General features: G+C 41.0%; 21 protein-coding genes and 1 pseudogene. 13 read left to right on the forward strand and 9 right to left on the reverse strand.

All coding sequences use genetic code 11. The features are described from left to right. Nucleotide 1 precedes the first annotated feature (1 nt). Together PseudUWO311_RS04725 and PseudUWO311_RS04730 are read right to left on the reverse strand one after the other, a co-directional pair. On the reverse strand, nt 2-1,861 hold the full coding sequence (locus PseudUWO311_RS04725; RefSeq protein ID WP_142654052.1) for an AAA family ATPase: 1,860 nt from the start codon (nt 1,859-1,861) through the stop codon (nt 2-4). A 125-nt stretch (nt 1,862-1,986) separates the two neighbouring features. Then, entirely contained in the window at nt 1,987-2,631 is a 645-nt protein-coding gene (locus PseudUWO311_RS04730; protein ID WP_142654054.1) for a Uma2 family endonuclease, read from the reverse strand. Between the two features lie 144 nt (nt 2,632-2,775). On the opposite strand from PseudUWO311_RS04730, the gene PseudUWO311_RS04735 reads away from it, so the two are divergent. Both PseudUWO311_RS04735 and glnT read left to right on the forward strand, forming a co-directional pair. Further along, entirely contained in the window at nt 2,776-3,369 is a 594-nt protein-coding gene (locus tag PseudUWO311_RS04735; protein WP_142654056.1) for a DUF3782 domain-containing protein, read from the forward strand. A gap of 100 nt (nt 3,370-3,469) precedes the next feature. Beyond that, nucleotides 3,470-4,777 carry a type III glutamate--ammonia ligase gene (glnT, locus tag PseudUWO311_RS04740; protein WP_142654058.1) on the forward strand — a complete coding sequence of 436 codons (1,308 nt, stop codon included), beginning with the start codon at nt 3,470-3,472 and terminating at the stop codon, nt 4,775-4,777. Nucleotides 4,778-4,828: 51 nt separating this feature from the next. Here the strand turns inward: glnT and PseudUWO311_RS04745 are convergent, their stop codons facing one another. Continuing rightward, nucleotides 4,829-5,455 (reverse strand): Uma2 family endonuclease, encoded by a 627-nt coding sequence (locus PseudUWO311_RS04745; RefSeq protein WP_142654060.1) that lies wholly within the window; start codon nt 5,453-5,455, stop codon nt 4,829-4,831. Nucleotides 5,456-5,821: 366 nt separating this feature from the next. Here PseudUWO311_RS04745 and PseudUWO311_RS04750 point away from each other — a divergent pair, with 366 nt between their 5' ends. The 6 genes from PseudUWO311_RS04750 (at nt 5,822) to PseudUWO311_RS04775 (ending at nt 9,496) form a co-directional block, all read left to right on the forward strand. After that, nucleotides 5,822-6,706 (forward strand): bifunctional helix-turn-helix domain-containing protein/methylated-DNA--[protein]-cysteine S-methyltransferase, encoded by an 885-nt coding sequence (locus PseudUWO311_RS04750; protein ID WP_142654062.1) that lies wholly within the window; start codon nt 5,822-5,824, stop codon nt 6,704-6,706. 30 nt (nt 6,707-6,736) lie between these two features. Next, nucleotides 6,737-8,011: a cation:proton antiporter gene (locus tag PseudUWO311_RS04755; protein ID WP_142654064.1), complete on the forward strand. Its 1,275-nt coding sequence runs from the start codon at nt 6,737-6,739 to the stop codon at nt 8,009-8,011. A gap of 419 nt (nt 8,012-8,430) precedes the next feature. Next, a complete protein-coding gene (locus tag PseudUWO311_RS04760) occupies nt 8,431-8,679 on the forward strand; it encodes a type II toxin-antitoxin system RelE family toxin (protein ID WP_142654066.1) in 249 nt (82 codons plus the stop codon). A gap of 7 nt (nt 8,680-8,686) precedes the next feature. Next, nucleotides 8,687-8,884 (forward strand): type II toxin-antitoxin system Phd/YefM family antitoxin, encoded by a 198-nt coding sequence (locus PseudUWO311_RS04765; protein ID WP_142654068.1) that lies wholly within the window; start codon nt 8,687-8,689, stop codon nt 8,882-8,884. 106 nt (nt 8,885-8,990) lie between these two features. Then, nucleotides 8,991-9,215 carry a hypothetical protein gene (locus PseudUWO311_RS04770; RefSeq protein WP_103667283.1) on the forward strand — a complete coding sequence of 75 codons (225 nt, stop codon included), beginning with the start codon at nt 8,991-8,993 and terminating at the stop codon, nt 9,213-9,215. Continuing rightward, a complete protein-coding gene (locus tag PseudUWO311_RS04775; RefSeq protein ID WP_142598197.1) occupies nt 9,212-9,496 on the forward strand; it encodes a type II toxin-antitoxin system YafQ family toxin in 285 nt (94 codons plus the stop codon). The genes PseudUWO311_RS04770 and PseudUWO311_RS04775 overlap by 4 nt, the downstream gene beginning before the upstream one ends. Nucleotides 9,497-9,610: 114 nt before the next feature. Here PseudUWO311_RS04775 and PseudUWO311_RS04780 read toward each other — a convergent pair whose 3' ends face one another. Then, a complete protein-coding gene (locus PseudUWO311_RS04780; protein WP_142654070.1) occupies nt 9,611-11,437 on the reverse strand; it encodes an HNH endonuclease in 1,827 nt (608 codons plus the stop codon). A 129-nt stretch (nt 11,438-11,566) separates the two neighbouring features. On the opposite strand from PseudUWO311_RS04780, the gene PseudUWO311_RS04785 reads away from it, so the two are divergent. Further along, on the forward strand, nt 11,567-11,788 hold the full coding sequence (locus PseudUWO311_RS04785) for a hypothetical protein (protein ID WP_142654072.1): 222 nt from the start codon (nt 11,567-11,569) through the stop codon (nt 11,786-11,788). Then, a pseudogene (locus tag PseudUWO311_RS04790) lies at nt 11,785-12,061 on the forward strand (type II toxin-antitoxin system RelE family toxin). The gene PseudUWO311_RS04785 and the pseudogene PseudUWO311_RS04790 overlap by 4 nt, the downstream one beginning before the upstream one ends. A 44-nt stretch (nt 12,062-12,105) precedes the next feature. Here PseudUWO311_RS04790 and PseudUWO311_RS04795 read toward each other — a convergent pair. The 5 genes from PseudUWO311_RS04795 to PseudUWO311_RS04815 form a co-directional block, all read right to left on the reverse strand. Continuing rightward, complete coding sequence (locus PseudUWO311_RS04795; protein ID WP_142654076.1) at nt 12,106-12,384, reverse strand: hypothetical protein; 279 nt, start codon at nt 12,382-12,384, stop codon at nt 12,106-12,108. After that, nucleotides 12,347-12,706, reverse strand: coding sequence for a DUF6972 family protein (locus PseudUWO311_RS04800; protein WP_142654078.1), 360 nt, complete (start codon nt 12,704-12,706; stop codon nt 12,347-12,349). The genes PseudUWO311_RS04795 and PseudUWO311_RS04800 overlap by 38 nt, the downstream gene beginning before the upstream one ends. Before the next feature lie 14 nt (nt 12,707-12,720). Beyond that, nucleotides 12,721-12,972 (reverse strand): hypothetical protein, encoded by a 252-nt coding sequence (locus PseudUWO311_RS04805; protein ID WP_142654080.1) that lies wholly within the window; start codon nt 12,970-12,972, stop codon nt 12,721-12,723. 93 nt (nt 12,973-13,065) lie between these two features. Then, nucleotides 13,066-14,400 carry an ATP-binding protein gene (locus PseudUWO311_RS04810; RefSeq protein WP_142654081.1) on the reverse strand — a complete coding sequence of 445 codons (1,335 nt, stop codon included), beginning with the start codon at nt 14,398-14,400 and terminating at the stop codon, nt 13,066-13,068. Between the two features lie 72 nt (nt 14,401-14,472). Then, nucleotides 14,473-14,772 (reverse strand): hypothetical protein, encoded by a 300-nt coding sequence (locus PseudUWO311_RS04815; protein WP_142654083.1) that lies wholly within the window; start codon nt 14,770-14,772, stop codon nt 14,473-14,475. Between the two features lie 119 nt (nt 14,773-14,891). Here PseudUWO311_RS04815 and PseudUWO311_RS23910 point away from each other — a divergent pair, with 119 nt between their 5' ends. From PseudUWO311_RS23910 to PseudUWO311_RS04835, 3 genes are all read left to right on the forward strand, one after another. After that, nucleotides 14,892-16,460, forward strand: a complete 1,569-nt coding sequence (locus PseudUWO311_RS23910; protein WP_190303395.1) for a hypothetical protein — start codon at nt 14,892-14,894, stop codon at nt 16,458-16,460. A gap of 245 nt (nt 16,461-16,705) precedes the next feature. Then, a complete protein-coding gene (locus tag PseudUWO311_RS04830; protein WP_142654086.1) occupies nt 16,706-17,395 on the forward strand; it encodes a response regulator in 690 nt (229 codons plus the stop codon). 104 nt (nt 17,396-17,499) lie between these two features. After that, complete coding sequence (locus PseudUWO311_RS04835) at nt 17,500-18,750, forward strand: family 3 adenylate cyclase (protein ID WP_142654087.1); 1,251 nt, start codon at nt 17,500-17,502, stop codon at nt 18,748-18,750. Nucleotides 18,751-18,757 lie beyond the last annotated feature (7 nt).

Consider the following 18,757-nt stretch of genomic DNA (forward strand, 5'->3'; position numbering starts at 1 on the left):
ATTAACCCCAATAGCGCACGATTTGACGGCGCTCATCGTTAAGTTGACGTTCTAGGCGATCGAGAATATTGGCGGGATCGTAGGTTTTGTAATTTTGTTTGAGTTCCTTGAGCCATTCTTGAAATAGACCATTAGTTTGATTATCCTTAAAGAACTTGATTCTAGGCAATATTTTGGTAAAGAGAAAATGACCAAAAGCTTCTTTTGGATTCAATTCTAGCCAATCAGCGATCGCACAAAATACGGCATAATCTTTCATCGTCCGATACCCCAAAGGTGTACCTAACTCTGCTACTCCAGCAAAATAAGAACTTTGCCATTGCTGAATTTTTACCCAGTCCTGAGATTTTCCATTGACAACCAAATCCCAATTTTTCTTATATCCATCGTGGAGAACTTGCCTAAGTTTGGAGCTAGAGATGGAATTGATTTGGTTTGCTACTTGATTGGTGACTTGTTTCGGTAATTGATTAAAATCAGCGATCGGATAGGTAATTGTATAGGAGCGATCGATTACCTTGGGACTGAGATCATAGGTGGTTTCATCGGAATTTAACGTACCCAGTAAAATCATATTTTGTGGTACAGGTTGATGCGATCGCCATTTCTGCAAAAACATCTGTAATCTTTGTTGTCTCGCTTTTTGATTTGATTCGAGAGATTGCTGCTCCTCCAGATATTTCACCACTTGCCACAATTCTGTTTCGATATCACCAGAAAACAGCAATAAGGAATTAGCATCTCCTGCCCCATCTAAATCATCAGATTCACGGATTTCGCGGGAATACTCTAGCTTTGACAACAAATCTGAAGCATAGTTCTCAATTTTAGCTAGATTCAACTCGTCCAGACAAATTAAGTTTAATCTTTCTCGATCTGTTTCGGCGTTTTTTAAAGCTGTGAGAAAGCTGGTAGGGCGAAATATCTCATGAATTGGATCAAAGAATCCCAATAAATCCGCAGGCTCAATCCATGCAGGACGCACAGGAATAATCGCACAGGAGCCTCCGATCAATTTGGCTGAATGTTTAACAATGCTAGTCTTACCCACGCCCACTGAGCCATTGAGTAACACAATGCCCCCTGAGTAAAATCCTGATAGCATAGACAGCAGGAAGCTATTGGCGATATTTCGAGATACACAAAAATCTCCTGTTTGTAATTGACTATGCCATTTAGTTCCTACTTTCTCAGGTAGTGGTAATGCTTCGGAAACTGATAAGTTCTCAATTTTTACAGGGACTGCAAGACGATAAGGCTCGATTTCCTTAAACAGCTCTTTTATTTTTAGTTCTCTCTGCTCTGATTTTTGTAGGCTCTGATCAATTCTCCCCATTTCTTCATATATATACTCTTCTGATTTAGAAAGCTCTTGAAATTTTCTATCATATTCAGTCTTGATGTTTTTAGTACGATTTGTGGCTTCTTCTTCTATTAGAGAATCTAATGAATTTTCTCTATCCACAATTCTTTTCAGATGTTTAATCCATATTTCTCTTAACTCGCTAGGTAATAATCCCTTGAATTTTTTCGTTAATTCTTCTGCAACTTCTTTACTAGTAACCTCAATTTCAATGGCTTCAGGATCTCCCTCTCCATCGCGTTTGCGATCATAACTGCGCTCACCAACCCTCTGCCATTCAAAAATCACAAAGTCATCTTTGGCTATTGATGCAGTTTTGCAGTTTCTTTTTAATCCAAAAAACTTTCTTGTTTTAGAACCATCTTGCAAAGTTATTTCTAGTAAGGGTTCAATGAAAATGAAAACATCTGTAACAACTTTTGCTCGTCCTGCTAATTTCCCCCCGTATAGGCAATTAAGCCATCTCGCATCAAAAGGATCTTGATTTAATTCAGTCATAACTAAGGTTTTAATAACCCTTAGATTTTAGCAAATTTTGCTGATATTTTTGAAAAATGGCTTGCAATAGCTCAAACACCCGATCTAGATCGCCTGTCGTATGGAGCATAGTTTTAGATATTTAGTTATGATAAGTTCTCTTGCATCCATAACCGAAAAGCCTTCATCGCTTTACTGCGTCCTTGGCTAAGACTGATCTCTAAAAACTGCGGTATGACATCACGAATCGGAATATCTCCAAAAATAGGGCTTAATTCCGATTCGACATACTCGCCATCACGCAAGATATAAATTTTCAATGTCTCATCGTATAGCCAGAGTTCAGGTACACCGAGGACGCGATAAACATCAAACTTAGTTTTGGAAGTTACATCTACCTCGATCGCTAGATCAGGTGGAGGATCGATGGTCATGTCTAGTTTGCGGATACCACGCATAGCGACATTGTTCTGAATGTAGAAACAGTCATCGGGTTCTAGTCCTGCGAGTTTATCAATGCGCTTGAAAGTTGTAGATCCAAACTCTTCAAAATCAATTCCCATTTCGTCCATCAGAACTTGTACAAAATCTCTAATCAAAACTTTAATTTTTTCGCTTTCAGGTAGGGACAAAGCAATTTCTAATACACCGTTTAAATAAGCAATTCTTGATCTACGCCTGTCGCCAAGGTCTTGGAGAATCGATTCAAATTGTTGCCAGTCGATTTCATGGAGGACTGTGCTTTGTCCTGCTAAGGTCTCAATCTGTGAGATTCGTAATAGGGTGGTCATTTGCATATCTCCTAGCTTTACTCATCCAGCGATCGCTATTTACAGTTTACGCTATTAGAAAAGATGATTAGCGGCGCTACTCATCTTTTGAGTTTTGGAAGAGTTTATAATCATTATTAACATCTAACGCGATCGCTAAAAACTATGTCTCAACGCCCTGTAACCATAGATGATATTTTCGAGTTGTTTCGTGAAAGCGAACGCCAACGCAAAGAACAACAACGAGAGTTTGAGCAGTCTTTGCAAGAATATAGAAAGACCTCTGAGCAAGAAATGGCTGAACTCAAAAAAATTGTCGCGCAGACAAATAAGCAAGTCGGTGGGATTACGAGTCGATGGGGTGAGTTTGTCGAAAATTTAGTTAGACCTGCGGCAGTGCGGATGTTTCGCGAGAAGGGGATTGAAGTGCATTTTACAGCCTTGCGAGTGGAAGCTCAGGATGAAAAGGGTTCAATTGAAATTGATGTTCTAGCCGAAAATACTAATGAAGTGGTGGCGATTGAGGTCAAGTCTCATTTAGAAGTTCGCGATGTGAAGCGATTTTTAATCACTTTAGATCGGTTTAAACAGGCTTTGCTCAAGTATCAAAGTTATAAGCTCTATGGCGCGATCGCTGGGATTAAGGACGATGAGAGAGCCGATGAATATGCCACGCAGGAAGGGCTATTTCTGATTAAGCCTTCGGGGGATACGGTGGCGATCGTTAACGATCGGAATTTTGTGGCAAAGACTTGGTAAATAAAGATTTGGTAAATATTGACAAGATTGATACGAGACTGCATTTTAATTTGCGCGATAATCCCGTTTGCTGAGAGATAAACATTGTGACAACGGGATTATGACTAAGTCTTTATCGGAAATTGCTCAAGAAAAAGGGATTCGTTACTTTCTCATTTCCTTCACTGACCTATTTGGCGTGCAACGCGCTAAATTAGTGCCAACCGCAGCGATCGACTCCATGGAAGCTAACGGTGCAGGGTTCGCAGGATTTGCCACATGGCTGGACATGACACCCGCCGATCCTGACATCTTCGCTATTCCCGATCGCAATAGTCTCTTCCCCTTACCTTGGCAACCCGAAATTGGCTGGATGCCCGCCGATCTCTACATGAATGGCGAACCTGTCAAACAAGCCCCACGCTATGTTCTCAAACAAGCCCTCAGCCAAGCTAAAGCCCTCGGCTATCGCGTTAAAACTGGTGTGGAATGCGAATATTTTCTGCTCTCTGCTGATGGTACGGATATTTCTGATTTAAGCGATCGCGCTAGTAAGCCCTGCTACGACCAACAAGCCCTGATGCGTCGATTCGATATCATTGCCGAAATCTGCGATGCCATGTTAGCGATGGGGTGGGGAGCCTATCAGAACGACCATGAAGATGCGAATGGTCAATTTGAAATGAACTGGACTTACGCCGATGCACTGGTTACAGCCGATCGCCATGCCTTTTTTAAATATATGGTCAAAGCGATCGCCGAAAAGCACGGCTTCCGCGCCACCTTTATGCCCAAACCATTCCCACATCTAACGGGCAACGGCTGTCATACCCATCTCTCCGTTTGGGATTTAGAGGGAAATGCGAATCTCTTTGATGATGCAAAAGGAGAACTCGGTCTATCGAGCTTAGCCTATCAATTTATCGGCGGCGTATTGCATTCCGCCGAATCCGTCTGTGCTTTCACCAATCCCACCGTCAATTCCTACAAACGGATTAATGCACCTGTCACCAACTCTGGAGCAACATGGTCGCCCAACACCATCAGCTACACAGGCAACAACCGCACCCACATGATCCGCATTCCCGAAGCAGGACGCTTTGAGTTCCGTCTCGCCGATGGAGCCGCAAATCCCTATCTCCTCCCTGCTGCCCTGATCGCCAGTGGTCTCGATGGCATCAAACACCAACGCGAAGCAGGTCAACGTTATGACAATAATTCCTACACCGATCCGCTTCCCTTTGGCACAGTGAAACAATTGCCAGCAAATCTTTTGGATGCGCTGCGATGTTTGGATGCAAATACGATTTTGCCCGATGCTTTAGGCTCAGAATTCGTGCAGTCCTATATTAAGTTAAAGCAACGCGAATGGAATGATTACAGCACTCGCATTAGTCCTTGGGAATTAGAACATACTTTAGATTGTTAAAACCAAAAAAGCCCTAGCGCACGCTGTGCATGCGCTAGAGCTTTTTTGGTTTTAATCATTCGCACTTAAAAATTTACGCCATGCTCTAACCATTGCAGGTTCTTGATCGGGTTGGATGTATTCAACCATTAGGTTTAGATCGAGATTGGGAAAGAATTGGCTTTGAGCGATCGCATTATATCCACTGCGATCGCTATTGATACGATAAAGATTAAACTTCCCATTTTGATAAAACCAAACTTCGGTAATTCCTAATCCCTGATAAACCTCCAACTTATCAATACCGCCACTAGTGACCGTTATCTCGATCGCTAAGTCAGGCAATTCTTGACGCTGACCAATACAGAAGCTTTCATCGGGTTCTAATCCCCTCGCCGTAAATTCTGATTTGCAAGTAGCGGAGCCGCAACTAAAGAGGTCAATATTCATGACATCGGCATAGACATATAGCAATCTCGCAATCAGAGTTTTTAACATTTCATGCTCTGGCGAAAGCGTCACGATTTCTAATGCTCCTTTGAGATAGGTTAGATGGAGGTTTTGATGTCCAGAAAATAGATCGATAAAGGTTTGGTATTGCTGCCAATTTATGTCATAGAGAGCAATACGCGGTTCAGCGATCGCAGGAGCAATTAATTTTTCAAGTTCAACTTGAGGTATATCAAGGGTGACTTTCATGGTTCAAATTCCCTCTTTTTCCTTTTCTAATATTTCACAATCTTCCATGCGAGAAAATAGACACTTTATAGAGGTTAACCCATTACCATTAGGACTTACGCATCTGCCCTGCAATAAATTGCGGGCTAAAAGCTTAAACCTATTGAAACAGGTTGGGTTGAGGCTTTCTTTAGTCAGCTTTAACTGACTTGAGCTTTGAGCCAAGAACTTTAGTTCTTGGTTGATTTGCGTAAGTCCTAACCATTCATAAAAACCAAGCGATCGCATTGCTGACTAGTTTACTAGAATTTTAGGCGATCGCAAGAAACGGTTAGCTTAAATATCAAATCATTGCTAAATTGAGAGTAAACCCTCGTATTGCTGAGCATGAACTCCCCGATGGACAAATTTTTAGATGAGAACATCGGTGATCGCGCAACCTATGAACTGATGGCAAAAGCGATCGCCTTTATTCGTCAAAACCATCGACAACAGCCAGACCTCGCTGCGATCGCCCAACATGTTCATCTGAGCGAATATCACTTTCAGCGCTTGTTTACCAAATGGGCAGGGATTAGCCCTAAGCGTTTTTTGCAATACCTGACGGTGGAATATGCTAAGTCCAAGATTGCGGAAACTAGGAACTTATTGGAATTGACGGGAGATGTCGGTTTATCTAGTTCAGGGCGATTGCATGACCTATTTGTGAACATCGAAGCAATGTCACCGCAAGAGTTTAAGACTGGTGGTGCGGGTTTACAGATTTGGTATGGCATCCATGAAACCATGTTTGGTGATTGCCTGATTGCCACGACAGAGCGAGGTATTTGTAATTTGTATTTTCTCGATGGAATGGATGAGCAAGCTGCCGCATTAATGCTGCGAGAGGAATGGTCAAAAGCAGAGATTATTAGCGATCGCGAAATTACGCAACCAATTTGCGATCGCCTATTTAGCCATCTTCCTAATTTGAATACTGCTAAGCAACCGCCCCTTACTCTCTACGTCAAAGGCACTAACTTTCAAATCCAAGTCTGGCGAGCTTTGTTGCGAATTCCTTTTGGTGGGATTACCACTTATCAGGGTTTAGGGCGATCGCTTGGTCGTCCTAAAGCTGCAAGGGCGATCGGTAATGCCGTTGGTAGTAATCCCATTAGTTACATCATTCCCTGTCATCGTGTGATTAGAGAATCTGGAGAGTTAGGAGGCTATCGCTGGGGATTGGAACGTAAGACAGCAATATTGGGTTGGGAGGCTAGCTATCAGAGATAGAATTAGAGCTATACAAAAACGCAGAGATTTATGACAAATTCGGAACTATTGCTTGAGCTGCTGTTGCAATTGACTGTAATTTTGTCGGTTTGCCGATTAGTTTCTTATATCGGTAAACGTTATTTCGGACAAACTGATGTCGTGGGTGAAATGCTCGCTGGGATTATGCTTGGGCCCTCACTATTTGGGTTGATTGCCCCAGAACTCCAACAGTGGCTATTTCCTAAAGCACCAGTTATTGTTGGTGTGACCCATTTACTGCCCAACCCTTCGATGTCGATTTTGTATACTCTGAGCCAAATTGGACTAATGATCTATATGTTTTTAGTTGGCTTAGAACTAAATACAGATCTATTAAGAAATCGGGCAAGAAGTGCAGGACTAGTATCGATCGCAGGCATCATTTCCCCATTTATACTAGGGGCGATCGCTGCTTTTAATTTGTATGGTGGAAGTGGTTTATTTAGTCCCACGATTACACCTTGGGCGGCTGCACTCTATATGGGCGCATCAATGTCGATAACCGCATTTCCGATGTTGGCAAGAATCTTGCATGAGCGCGGATTGATCAAAACCAAACTTGGTACTTTAGTTTTAGCCGCAGGTTCACTAGATGATGCGATCGCATGGTGTCTCTTAGCACTAGTTCTGGCTAGCATCAAAAGCTCAATTAATGTTGCCATTATTGCGATCGGTGGCACATTGGCTTATGTCTTGTTTATGTGGTTTGTGGGGCGGCGCATACTACGGATATTTAGTTATTGGACACGTCGTGATGGTGAAGTCACAATCCAGACCCTAACCTTTGTATTCATCATCATGATGTTATGTGCTTATTACACCGATTTTATCGGAGTTCACGCCATATTTGGCGCATTTGTTTTAGGAACAGTTATGCCACGCGGACATTTTGCCGAGTCAGTGCATCGCCATCTGGAATATCTAACAACTTCGTTACTTGTCCCCATTTTCTTTGTCTTTTCGGGACTAAATACACAATTAGGCTTACTGAATACTCCGCAGTTATGGGCACTCACTTTACTAATTATTGCGATCGCTGTTCTCGGCAAAGGCATTGCATGTACTCTAGCCGCTCGGTGGTCGGGGGAAGATTGGCGTGATTCAATGACAGTTGGCGCTTTGATGAATACACGCGGAATGATGGAATTAATTATTTTAAATATCGGTTTGGAACAGGGATTAATTACGCCAACTCTATTCACAATTATGGTAATTATGGCGATCGTCACGACTTTAATGTGTTCACCATTAATTAACTTTTTAGTAGTTCCATCTAAAGCATAATTAAACAGAAAGAGAGCGAGCAAAGCTCACTCTCTTTCTGTTTAGCTAAACTAGTGCAAATTAATAGAATAGGTTCAGATCATCTAGATTTTTTGCAGAAGTCAATAGTCAATTACAAATGACTCACTTTCACTACCGTCGGCAAAAGGATGTTAAAATCTTGATGAATTCAGAACAAATATCTAAAACTTTAGAACACATTTTCACCTTAGTCTAAATGTGTATTTCTTTAGTGGGAAGGGAGTATCTTGAATAGTTTGGGGCGATCGCATCTCAAGTAATCTCAAGACAAGGCGATCGCTATTTGCTGAAAGTAACCCCGCGATCGCTTTAAATGATGTTAAACAAATGCTCGGTTTATGAGATTTTAGATAAATCGCTATTTGCTTGAAGTACAATGAAAACTAAAATTATCAAAAATGAAATATGGTATTGCATTTAAGCCAAAAGCAGTTAAGGATTTGCGGGATCTACCTAAACTAATACAGGGTAAAATATTAGAAAAGATTCAGTTAATGGAAAATGACTTAGCTGGCGATGTGAAAAAGCTAACCAATTTTACGACTGAATATCGACTAAGGGTTGGAAACTATCGCGTACTCTTTGAGATAGAAGATACAAATATTGTGAATTATCGCGTTAAACCCAGAGACAAAGCCTACCAATAAATTTATTATGTTTAACCTAAATCCAGAATTGATTACTAAAGATGGCAAGCCGATGTTTGCGGTAATTCCATACGAGCAGTTTTTGGCAATTAAGGAGATGTTGGAAGACTTTCAAGATTTGCAAGATTTGAGAGCCGCTAAGCAAGAAGAATATAATCAACCCGCGATCGCTTTAAATGATGTTAAACAAATGCTTGGTTTATGAGATTTTAGCTAAATCGCTCTTTGAATAAGTGCAGTAAAAGGCGATCGCTTTTTTCTGAAGTATAATGACAACCGAGGTTATAGAGTAAACTTTCATAAATAATCCTATGAGTCAAGCCTTAAAAACATCTCTATTTCAAGAAGCTCTAAATGCCATAGATGCTTTGTCTTTAGACGATCAAGCTGCTTTAATTGACGTGTTGAATAATCGTTTAAAGTTGCGTCAACGGCAGCAAGTTGTTAAAGAAGTTCGAGAGGTTCAGCAGGAGTATCGAGAAGGTAAATTCAAATCTGGTTCTGTTGATGATTTTTTGGCGGAGTTGGATAGTTGAGAAATATTGATTGGACTGCTAAATCTCAGCGAGCTTTTAAACGTCTAATTCGCAAAAGTCCACAACTACGCCCTTTAATTGAAAAGACGTTGCGGCAACTAGCGGAAGATCCTTATCATCCAAGTTTGAGAACTCATAAACTGGTTGGCGATCTTTCAGATATTTGGGCTTGTTCTGTAGACTATAACCATCGCATTTTGTTTGAGTTTGTGCAAAAAGCTGAATCCGAACTGGATGCGATTTTATTGTTAAACATAGGCTCTCATGATGAGGTTTATTAAATTTAGCGATCGCCTATCCAAGCTGTATGCCATAAACAATCAATGATGATCGCTTTAAATGATGTTAAACAAATGCTTGGTTTATGAGATTTTAGCTAAATCGCAAGACGATCGCTACTCATTTTGTTTAAGTAAAAATGTTTCATAGTGACGGGCTAATGCTTGCGGCGATGGACTCGCAGCGTAATCTTGGGGAGGTTTTAGGGATTTGCCGTTTAGCTCCTTGTAACAGGTATTGAGTAGAGTAGATGAAACAACAACTTTGCTAGTATCTGGATTAATCGAAATTAGGTAAAGGTCAAACAGGGTATGAATATCAGCACGAAGTAGTAAACCATTTTTAACGTGATTTGTGTCAGTGCCAAGATAGGGAAATATATGTGCTGCTTCTAGGGCTGCTTCTGCATCACAGTCAGTAATTGCACATTGTTCGCCATAGGCTTTTAATAGCTCAGAACGAAATTTTGACTGTCCCTGACGCTGTACAATCGCTCTATTGGTGCGCTCCCTAGCATCTTCTAAGTTCTCTGGATTAAAGTCTAATTTAGACTCAATATCCTCTCTATCAGCTTCAATATTTTCTAGGCTTTCTATTGATAAATCACTGGATTTCTCTTCAATATTTTCTAAAATATCTGATATTTTTTCTAGTTGACCTAGCTCTTTTTTATAATACCAGTCATGAAATTTGTTAAGCATTTCAGCAAAGTGGTTTTCTCTATCTTCTCCGATCGATACAAATAAATCTAATAGCGGATAAAGTCCAACAAATGCTGTTTTAAGATTCCACAACTCATCTTTAAAATTTGCAGGAAAAAAGTAAGATTCAGTATAGAAACACAGACTATTTATATCATTACCTTCCGATAAGTCAAAATGGTTTGTGTTTATTAATTTATGGAAATCTTTAGCATTTTTAGAAATGCTTGAGTTGTAACGGATTCCCAAACTTGAAAAAATTGTACTAAGTAAATCAAGATTTAACTGCATCTCTTTCCTAACTATCTCTACAAAAGCTGCATCAATTGAGTTGCTAAATGGTACAAAATAAACTCCTATACAGCCCTCTGGGAAAACATCAAAGGTAAGGTAAACTGTATGAATATATATTGATTTACCAGTAGCATTTTTAATTGCAAGTGGTGTATCTTTCCTTGAGTTACGTCTTTTCCCTGATCTACCAACATAAATACCTCCAGATTGCGTTTTTATAACAGCTTTCTTTCTATTATTTGGTCTATAAACATTAATCATTCCTACATATGGATCAATCCCATAAACTTCTTCTACAAGTTCTAGACTATCTTTTATAAGTAGTTCTAAACGAGGAAAGAAATGCTTTTGAAGAGTGTCAATACGTTCGTTAACATCAGGAATTTTAAACACCTCTAAATCTTGCTTATCAAACCTTATGTCTCTAACATCAACTGGTTTAACTTTATTTTCGGATGAAGTTTTCCCGTCATCAATTTTGTCAGTATATTCGACTTGAAGTAAAGGTTTAGGACTATTTAGAAACTTCGCCCAATCTTCCTCAAGGTGTTTTGCAACATCATCTGGAATACTCATCCCTGATGCCTGTGGTGTCCAATTTACTTCGCTATAAATTTCACCAGATTGAAGCAGTTCAATGGGGAATATAGCCAATCTATCTATGTCAATGATGGTGTCAAAATGAACGTCTACATATAAAGCAGCTTTTGACTCATCTGCCCAATGAACATCCTGAAAAACATCACTTGTTACACGACCTGAAGCCATAATTCCACGAGGAGATTTACCTAATCTCATTAAAAAAAAGCGATCATCAGGCTTAATTTTCTTTGTGACACCTGCACTCCAAGTAGCATTACAAAATTTATTTAGGTTTATTTCAGCAATATCGTCTTGAAAATTCCATTCCCATTTATTAGGATTATATGTAAAGAGATAAGTAGCCATATTTGAAGTTGTTCTCGCTTTACTTTCATAGAGATTAAAGAGGCGATCGCGCTGCTAGGTATGTTGTGTTTGATGCGATCGGTTACAGTGAAGATATACTTGGATATAGAACTGTAAAAGGTTGAAGTTATGACTAGCTTACTATTACAAGCATTTGAAAAAGCGCAATCCTTACCAGAATATCTACAAGACGAATTTGCTGTCCAATTTCTCGAAGACATAGAAAGCGAAATGCGTTGGGTACAAACTCTATCTCAACCACAGCCAGCTAAGCTAGATCAACTTGCTACTAAAGCTTTAAATAACTCCGCAAATAGCAAAACCAAGATTTTAGGTTTTGACCAACTATGAGATCGGAGTTAGACGAAGAATTTATCAAACTTTTTGCCAAACTACCCGAACGAGTCCAAAAAGCTGCTCGTAAAAACTATCAACTTTGGCAGCAAGATCCTACCCATCCCAGTTTAGAGTTTAAAAGGGTGAATACAAAACAACCAATTTATTCAATCAGAGTTGGCATTGGCTGGCGTGCATTAGGAGTTAGTTAAACAAGATAGTCAAACCATCATTTGGTTTTGGATTGGCTCTCATGGCGAATATGATAATTTGCTTAAAGAACTATAAAGTCTCGCACTTTACCTTCACCGAGATTAAAGAAGCGATCGCACCTAAACAAATACAGGCTCAGATTTTTGTGCTTCAGTATTTTCTTGATACCTGCCGCTAATCTGCACATACTCATCTTCCAACAGAAAATCTTTCACCTTCTCATAGTCACGCGCCGAATAAACCACCTGATACCCCTCAGTTGGGTCATAAAGTGTATAGCTTCCATCCATATCACCAATCAACATCAAAACATAGGGCAGATCAGAGCTAGGATCGACCCACATTTCAATAAACTTCCAACTAGATAACTTCGCTTGGTTTTGTGCGTGGAATGACATGATATTCACCCTTAATAATTTTCATCTCTGCAAAATACAACGGCAATCGAGTCCCTTCTAAATCAATTCTATAGCCAATTGCTCGATCGAAATACATCCCATAACGCTCATGACCTCTCACCGTGCCAACAAACTCACCCGACTCAAACAAAGCCTCTGTAACCTCAAGTAATGTTTGGAGATCGTTAAATACATGAGCTTTACCATCTTCCTTTAGTAGCTTTAGCATCTGCGGTGTATCAGGCAAATGCTTCTGAACATGTCTTTCTGCTAAATTGAGTCCTCTCGGTGGTTTACGTTTGTCACCATCCTCTAGCGGCATAAATTTTAAAATCTCTAACCTGCTTTTGCCACTAAACCAATACCAGAAATATATTCTACAGGCTTCATACTGGGCATTCCACCCTCGCCCCAATCATACTCAGGCAAATTACCGCCTAAATCTGCATCTAACCAAGATTGAGACTCTAGATCATTTGGGGCAAAATTTTCTGTTTTTGATAACTCAGTCGCTAGAAACTGAATAGCCCTAAGCTTATCGGAAGGGTTTAGTTTTTGCAGATTCGGCAACAACTCGGTGAAGGTCATAATTGTAAACTCAGAATAACTGCTTACTTTATTTTACTCGCTAGCGATCGCACTTTACTTTCATAGAGATTAAAGATGCGATCGCATTACATCTCAACCCTTAAGGTCTAAGTCCGCATGCAAAAAATCGACAAATTGCTGGGCTGTACGTCCCGATTGACCATTATGGCGAGTAGCCCATTGCAAGGCGCGAAAATTGAGATCATCATCTAGCAATTCAATACCTGCACGCTTCGCAAGGTGATGCACGATTTTGAGATAGATTTCTTGGTCGGCTTGCAGGAATGTCAGAGTTAAGCCAAAGCGATCGCTTAAAGATAACTTCTCCTGCATTGTGTCCCAAGGATTGACTTCTTTACCATCACTAATATCTCTCAGGCTAGGGCGATCGCTAAAATATTCGCGCAATAAATGACGGCGATTGGAAGTAGCGTAAACCAAAATATTATTGGGTTGTGCGGAAAGATTCCCTTCTAGAACTACCTTGAGAGCCTTATAGTCTTCGCTTTCTTCCTCAAAGGACAAGTCATCGACAAAAATAATAAATTTCTGTGGAACTTGACGCAGAATCTCGGCAATGATGGGCAAATCTTTCAGATCGTTTTTGGCGACTTCGACTAGACGTAACCCGCGATCGGAATAGGCATACATCAATGACTTAACCATCGAAGACTTGCCAGTACCGCGACTGCCATAGAGCAAAGTATGCAACCCATGATAGCCCGCCAAAAAAGCTTCTGTATTCTTGTATAGAGTCTGTCTTTGCGACTCGTAGCCGATTAGATCGGATAGCTGCACCAAATCGGGATAGGCGATGCCCTCTAGATGACCTTTGCACCAACGGAATGCATCGTAATCGGTAAAAATGCCCGTTCCTGACTGCCTGTAAAAACTGGCTAACTCTGGCAAAAGTTGAGTCCAGTCATCAGTAGATTGAAATTTGAGAATCAGCGATCGCTTAGCTTCTGAAAGCCTCGATATATTACTTTCTGACAATTGCAAGGTCACAGGGCGATCGCCAAAAGATTCTATACAATCAACTAGCTTATCTCCGCCCCAAAGACTAATCTCTTCTAGAACTTGGAGATCATGCTTGGCGGCAGCGACCAATGATTGAGATAACAACTTAAATTCTGTGGTTTGAGCTTGCTGACTAAAGGGATTGTCAGAAGTCAAAATTTGCGAAATTAGATAGTCTCGCCAGTTGTAACCTGTTGATGCGATCGCGCGAAACCATTTGCCATAGGCAAATAAATAGCTAAGTCGCCGTGAGCTATTCTCATGACCATCTAAAGCGAAGTTGGCGAGGCTATGCAATAACTTCACATAGGCTTCCCATGCTTCTTGCTCCAAAACATTTTGGTAAAGCAGTAGTGAGGCGATTCTCACTTGCTTTGTATAAATCGATTGCCGCGTCTCTTCAAGCATATCTACATCAAGTTAATAAAGAGCCGATTTTTGGTGGTGTGGCTTCGCCACACCACCAAAAAACTTTTACTGCTAGTCTCTAGATATTTCAGCATAATCTTGAAACTCTTCCCATGTTATCCCTTGTTGGAGATAGTTAGGCTGATTTGGTTTATAGGGTGCGGCGAGACGATCGATGCTCAATATTTCGGCGCGATCGCTAATTACTGGCACATCAGGATCAAATGCTGTTGATCGCATCAAGGAGCTTGAAAAACCTTTAAAAATCATTACTTCATCAAGTTCATCATCAATTTTTAGCTTGACCAGTAAAACTTCTTGAGGATGGTTACTACTATATATTTCTAATTGTTGACCTTGATTTGCAGGCATAGTACAAATGATTTTTATTTTAAGTTTAGGTTAGGCGGTGCAGATTTCTAGAATATATTAGGAACTCAGCCTGTAGTGATACTGTCAACAAAATAAAGTAATTTCAAAGTTTTTAGCATATGTGGAAACGTCGATCTCCCAAATTTGTGATCCATGCTTTACCGATCGCCATTCTGACCTTACCTTTAGTAAGCTTTTCAACGATCGCCCAAAGCAACTTTGGGCGTTCTGGAGAAGATGGCAATCGTGGTCGAGATGGACGTAATGGGCGAGATGGTCAAGACATCAAAATTGTTGGTGACGGTAAACCTGCTGCTTATAATCTCACGGGGACAGTGGGGGAAGATGCAGAAGATGGAATTGCAGGGCGATCGGCTAGTAGTTGTGAGCAGCCTCGGCGGACTCAATTCTCCCTAATTGGCGCATCTGGTGGTAGTGGAGGTGTCGGTGGTAATGGCGGTAATGGTGGGCGTGGGGGCAATGCCACTATTTTTTATACTGATATTGCAGCGCTCCAGATGCTCGAAATTCGTAATAATGGTGGAAGAGGTGGTCGTAATGGGCGCGGCGCTCTTGGTGGAAAGGGTTGTGAATGCCAAGAGACTTCTTGGACAATTACGACCTGTACTGCGGAAATTGAACGCAGACCAGCCAAGGATCCAAACGCTGCTTGGCAATATTATTCTAGTCATTCGAGAGTTTGCTCAACATCAGGCGGCGAATTCGTAAGTGATGTTTTGGGGAATATTTTGCAAAATACTTTTTCATCCTCAAAAACTCCTAGAGATGATAGCAATTGGGTCTATCGCAGTAAAAAGGAACAATCAAGTAGTGCTTCTTATACTTGTCAGAGTGGTCGCGATGGACTGACAAGTAACAACGGACTTGAAGGAAAAACTGGCTCCTATGGAAAAATTACACTTGTACCACGTTTAGATATCCCTGCGGAAATTACAAGCGATCGCACCGCACTAGGAGTAGCGATCGGCAAAAAAGTGGGACTAATCAAAAACATTTGGGTTGAGAGAAGTGGCTTGACACGGTTACTACGTGCAAGCTCTGACGTGCCAGATACATACACCTATCTCAAAGATACAGCCCGACTTTTTTACCGATTTGATTGGGCAGCCAAAGAAACTCCTGTCGCGTTAGGAGTTGATCGAGTCGAAATTGGGGCAAAGGTAAATGTCCGCAATGAGAATGCAGAGCTTGAATACCAACTACCAGGAACATTGGAATATCAAGTTACTTCTGAGAATAATCTTCAAGTGGTAAAGATTACAGGCGGGTTTAATCCAGATCGTGTTAGATCATTCCAATTGCAAACCATCTCAGGTGTTGGCACTGACAATCTGTTAATCCTTAGCGATCGCGGCAATGTGCGCGAATTGCTCAAAGAGACACAAATCGAAGTGGAATGTTTTAGTAAGCAATCGGCAACGGGTGTAGTCGCTGGCGATTATGTAAAACGGCGCAAAGTTACTTTCAAAATCCCACCAAAACTAGAGCCTAGCGAGGGAGCGAAAGTTGGTGGCAATACCTACACTTTGCCCGTTGGTCGTTATTGCTCTCCTTGGCTGAAAGCTGATTACAATGCAGCCTATGGAATTGTGATCAATCAAACCACCAAGAGCGGCGCAAAATATAATCAAAGTATCGACTCTGCTTTTGTCGTTGGAAAAAACTAATGGTTGTTAGTGCAGAAATTATATAGCAATAAACCCAAAAGATGAGTAGCGGCGCTTCGCGCCGCTACTCATCTTTTGGGTTTTGATTTGTCCTAGCTATCTCTTACGTTGCTATAGATGCGATTCATAGTTTGAACGATTTAACATTGCCTATAGCCCTGTTAATCTTAAGTTGAGTAGTTTTAATGCCCCTTCTATGAGATTCTGGTATCAATACAGACTATGCACAATCTGCAAAAATGCTTATGAGTTCGATTCGTGTTGTCCTGATTGAAGACCATGACCTGACCCGCATGGGCATGAAGATCGCCTTGCAACAGCAGGGTGAGCTTGTGTTTGTTGGCGAAGCTGCCACGGGTGCAGAAGGCGTGGCTTTGGTAAATAGCCAGCTTCCAGATGTAGCGATCGTTGATTTGGGCTTGCCTGATATGGATGGCGTAGAAGTAACTCGCCAAATCAAGGCAGCGGCTACTGATGCAGGACGTGCCACTAAAGTTTTAATTTTGACGCTGACCGATAGTCAAGAAACCGTGTTAGCCGCTTTTGCCGCTGGAGCAGATTCCTACTGCATCAAAGATATTAGTTCCGAAAATCTAGTACAAGCGCTGAAGCTAACTGCCGAAGGAAACTCATGGATCGATCCTGCGATCGCAAGTATTGTCTTGCAGCAGGTACGCCGTCGTGAAGCAACCGTAGAAATTGATGCTGCTGAGGCAGACTACAAGCAAGTCCTTGCCGCTACGCCATTAACTGAGCGCGAGCTAGAAGTGCTATCTGAGATTGTCAATGGCAATAGCAATGCCGAAATTGCTGAGCGCCTTTACATCACAGTGGGCACTGTCAAAACCCATGTGCGCAATATTTTGAACAAGCTTTGCGCTGATGATCGCACTCAAGCAGCAGTCCGTGCTCTCAGAGCAGGATTAGTTAAATAAAAGATAAGAGATAAGGCGGCGATTTGTGCCGCTTTATCTTTTGGCTTTTGCCAATATCAAGGTGAAAGTCGGGGCTCTCAATCTCTGCAAACCGAGAAACCTCAATGATAGAAAAGCTCAGTAAAAAACGCTATTCTACGAACCTGTTTGATATCACGCAGGACATTATTGGTGCGCTGCCACTGAAATTGGTTGAGCAATGGTTGAGCAGCGAACAAACCCAAGATGATGCGTTACAACTACTAGAGAGCCACAAAGTACAGGGCTATAATGTATCTTCTGACTCAGTGGGACTAACTAAACTGACTCAGCAAAAGGGATTATTAGAGATTCTGGCTATCATTAACCAGCCGAAAAAGATTTTACATGGTTATGGGAAAGCGATCGGGGGAGAAAGTGTAGGAATTTGGGCAGCAGACAATTCACAAATGTTCTATCCAGATTCTCTTAGTGCATCTACCCTTGTTTCCACACTGCTAACGATCCAAGATGAGATCGCAAACAGTTGTCAAATCAAAATTGGTATTGGTGCTCATTATGGTAATTTCTATTCGATTAGTGGTGGTTTGTATGGAGCAGAAGCAGATGAGATCGAAGAAATTGCAGAGAATCATACCTGTGGTGGAGAGATCTTAATTAGTCAAGCGATATGCGATCGCTTGACTCCAAATCATAATTTTACTATAGAAAAACGCAATGATTTAAATCCGACAATTGGTAATATTTATCGAGTATTAGATGGCATAAGATTATCAGGATTACAGCCAATCGATCAACGTTATCCAATTCCCTATTCTGAGGATTTTTATGACGATTTGTTGGAATATGAAACCAGACTAACCGACCAAGATTTTGCTCATCTCTTGTTAGATAAATACATTCAGAATAAAGTAGTAGTACTGATCGAGAGTAAAAATGAAGTAGTGGAAACCCATGAAGTTTCCATGTTTAATCAGCTCTCATTCTCAGCTTTAATGAAAGATATCGGCTTGCGACTGCTAGACAAAAAATCTGTTGCGGAAATCAAAGTACTTAGCTCATTGGGGATTTATGCTTTTGATGATGGGATCGCGGCAGTAAACTTTGCCCAAACATTTCGCCAAGAGTTAGCAAAACAAAATATCACTTGTCGGATTGGAATTGATCGAGGTGAAGTTCTTATTTTTAATCTACCATTTGGCACTAGAGATATAGCAGGAAGCCCTGTTAATGTAGCTTCCAAAATGGCTCAAGACAAAGGCGAATTTGGTAAACTATATTTGAGTGCATCGATGCGGGATCTAGTAGATGTGAGTGGATTTCACGAAATTAAGTACAGTATTTCTGGAATAGAGATAACGTCCTATGAAGGGTAATTTAATC

The sequence above is a fragment of the Pseudanabaena sp. UWO311 genome, from assembly GCF_006937785.1.
GTDB lineage: Bacteria > Cyanobacteriota > Cyanobacteriia > Pseudanabaenales > Pseudanabaenaceae > Pseudanabaena.

What these genes read in the sequence shown, in the direction of transcription:
- PseudUWO311_RS04725 (WP_142654052.1), bottom strand. Translation starts at nt 1,861, where the DNA reads ATGACTGAATTAAATCAAGATCCTTTTGATGCGAGATGGCTTAATTGC.
- PseudUWO311_RS04730 (WP_142654054.1), bottom strand. Translation starts at nt 2,631, where the DNA reads ATGACCACCCTATTACGAATCTCACAGATTGAGACCTTAGCAGGACAA.
- PseudUWO311_RS04735 (WP_142654056.1), top strand. Translation starts at nt 2,776, where the DNA reads ATGTCTCAACGCCCTGTAACCATAGATGATATTTTCGAGTTGTTTCGT.
- glnT (WP_142654058.1), top strand. Translation starts at nt 3,470, where the DNA reads ATGACTAAGTCTTTATCGGAAATTGCTCAAGAAAAAGGGATTCGTTAC.
- PseudUWO311_RS04745 (WP_142654060.1), bottom strand. Translation starts at nt 5,455, where the DNA reads ATGAAAGTCACCCTTGATATACCTCAAGTTGAACTTGAAAAATTAATT.
- PseudUWO311_RS04750 (WP_142654062.1), top strand. Translation starts at nt 5,822, where the DNA reads ATGAACTCCCCGATGGACAAATTTTTAGATGAGAACATCGGTGATCGC.
- PseudUWO311_RS04755 (WP_142654064.1), top strand. Translation starts at nt 6,737, where the DNA reads ATGACAAATTCGGAACTATTGCTTGAGCTGCTGTTGCAATTGACTGTA.
- PseudUWO311_RS04760 (WP_142654066.1), top strand. Translation starts at nt 8,431, where the DNA reads ATGAAATATGGTATTGCATTTAAGCCAAAAGCAGTTAAGGATTTGCGG.
- PseudUWO311_RS04765 (WP_142654068.1), top strand. Translation starts at nt 8,687, where the DNA reads ATGTTTAACCTAAATCCAGAATTGATTACTAAAGATGGCAAGCCGATG.
- PseudUWO311_RS04770 (WP_103667283.1), top strand. Translation starts at nt 8,991, where the DNA reads ATGAGTCAAGCCTTAAAAACATCTCTATTTCAAGAAGCTCTAAATGCC.
- PseudUWO311_RS04780 (WP_142654070.1), bottom strand. Translation starts at nt 11,437, where the DNA reads ATGGCTACTTATCTCTTTACATATAATCCTAATAAATGGGAATGGAAT.
- PseudUWO311_RS04785 (WP_142654072.1), top strand. Translation starts at nt 11,567, where the DNA reads ATGACTAGCTTACTATTACAAGCATTTGAAAAAGCGCAATCCTTACCA.
- PseudUWO311_RS04795 (WP_142654076.1), bottom strand. Translation starts at nt 12,384, where the DNA reads ATGTCATTCCACGCACAAAACCAAGCGAAGTTATCTAGTTGGAAGTTT.
- PseudUWO311_RS04800 (WP_142654078.1), bottom strand. Translation starts at nt 12,706, where the DNA reads ATGCCGCTAGAGGATGGTGACAAACGTAAACCACCGAGAGGACTCAAT.
- PseudUWO311_RS04805 (WP_142654080.1), bottom strand. Translation starts at nt 12,972, where the DNA reads ATGACCTTCACCGAGTTGTTGCCGAATCTGCAAAAACTAAACCCTTCC.
- PseudUWO311_RS04810 (WP_142654081.1), bottom strand. Translation starts at nt 14,400, where the DNA reads ATGCTTGAAGAGACGCGGCAATCGATTTATACAAAGCAAGTGAGAATC.
- PseudUWO311_RS04815 (WP_142654083.1), bottom strand. Translation starts at nt 14,772, where the DNA reads ATGCCTGCAAATCAAGGTCAACAATTAGAAATATATAGTAGTAACCAT.
- PseudUWO311_RS23910 (WP_190303395.1), top strand. Translation starts at nt 14,892, where the DNA reads ATGTGGAAACGTCGATCTCCCAAATTTGTGATCCATGCTTTACCGATC.
- PseudUWO311_RS04830 (WP_142654086.1), top strand. Translation starts at nt 16,706, where the DNA reads ATGAGTTCGATTCGTGTTGTCCTGATTGAAGACCATGACCTGACCCGC.
- PseudUWO311_RS04835 (WP_142654087.1), top strand. Translation starts at nt 17,500, where the DNA reads ATGATAGAAAAGCTCAGTAAAAAACGCTATTCTACGAACCTGTTTGAT.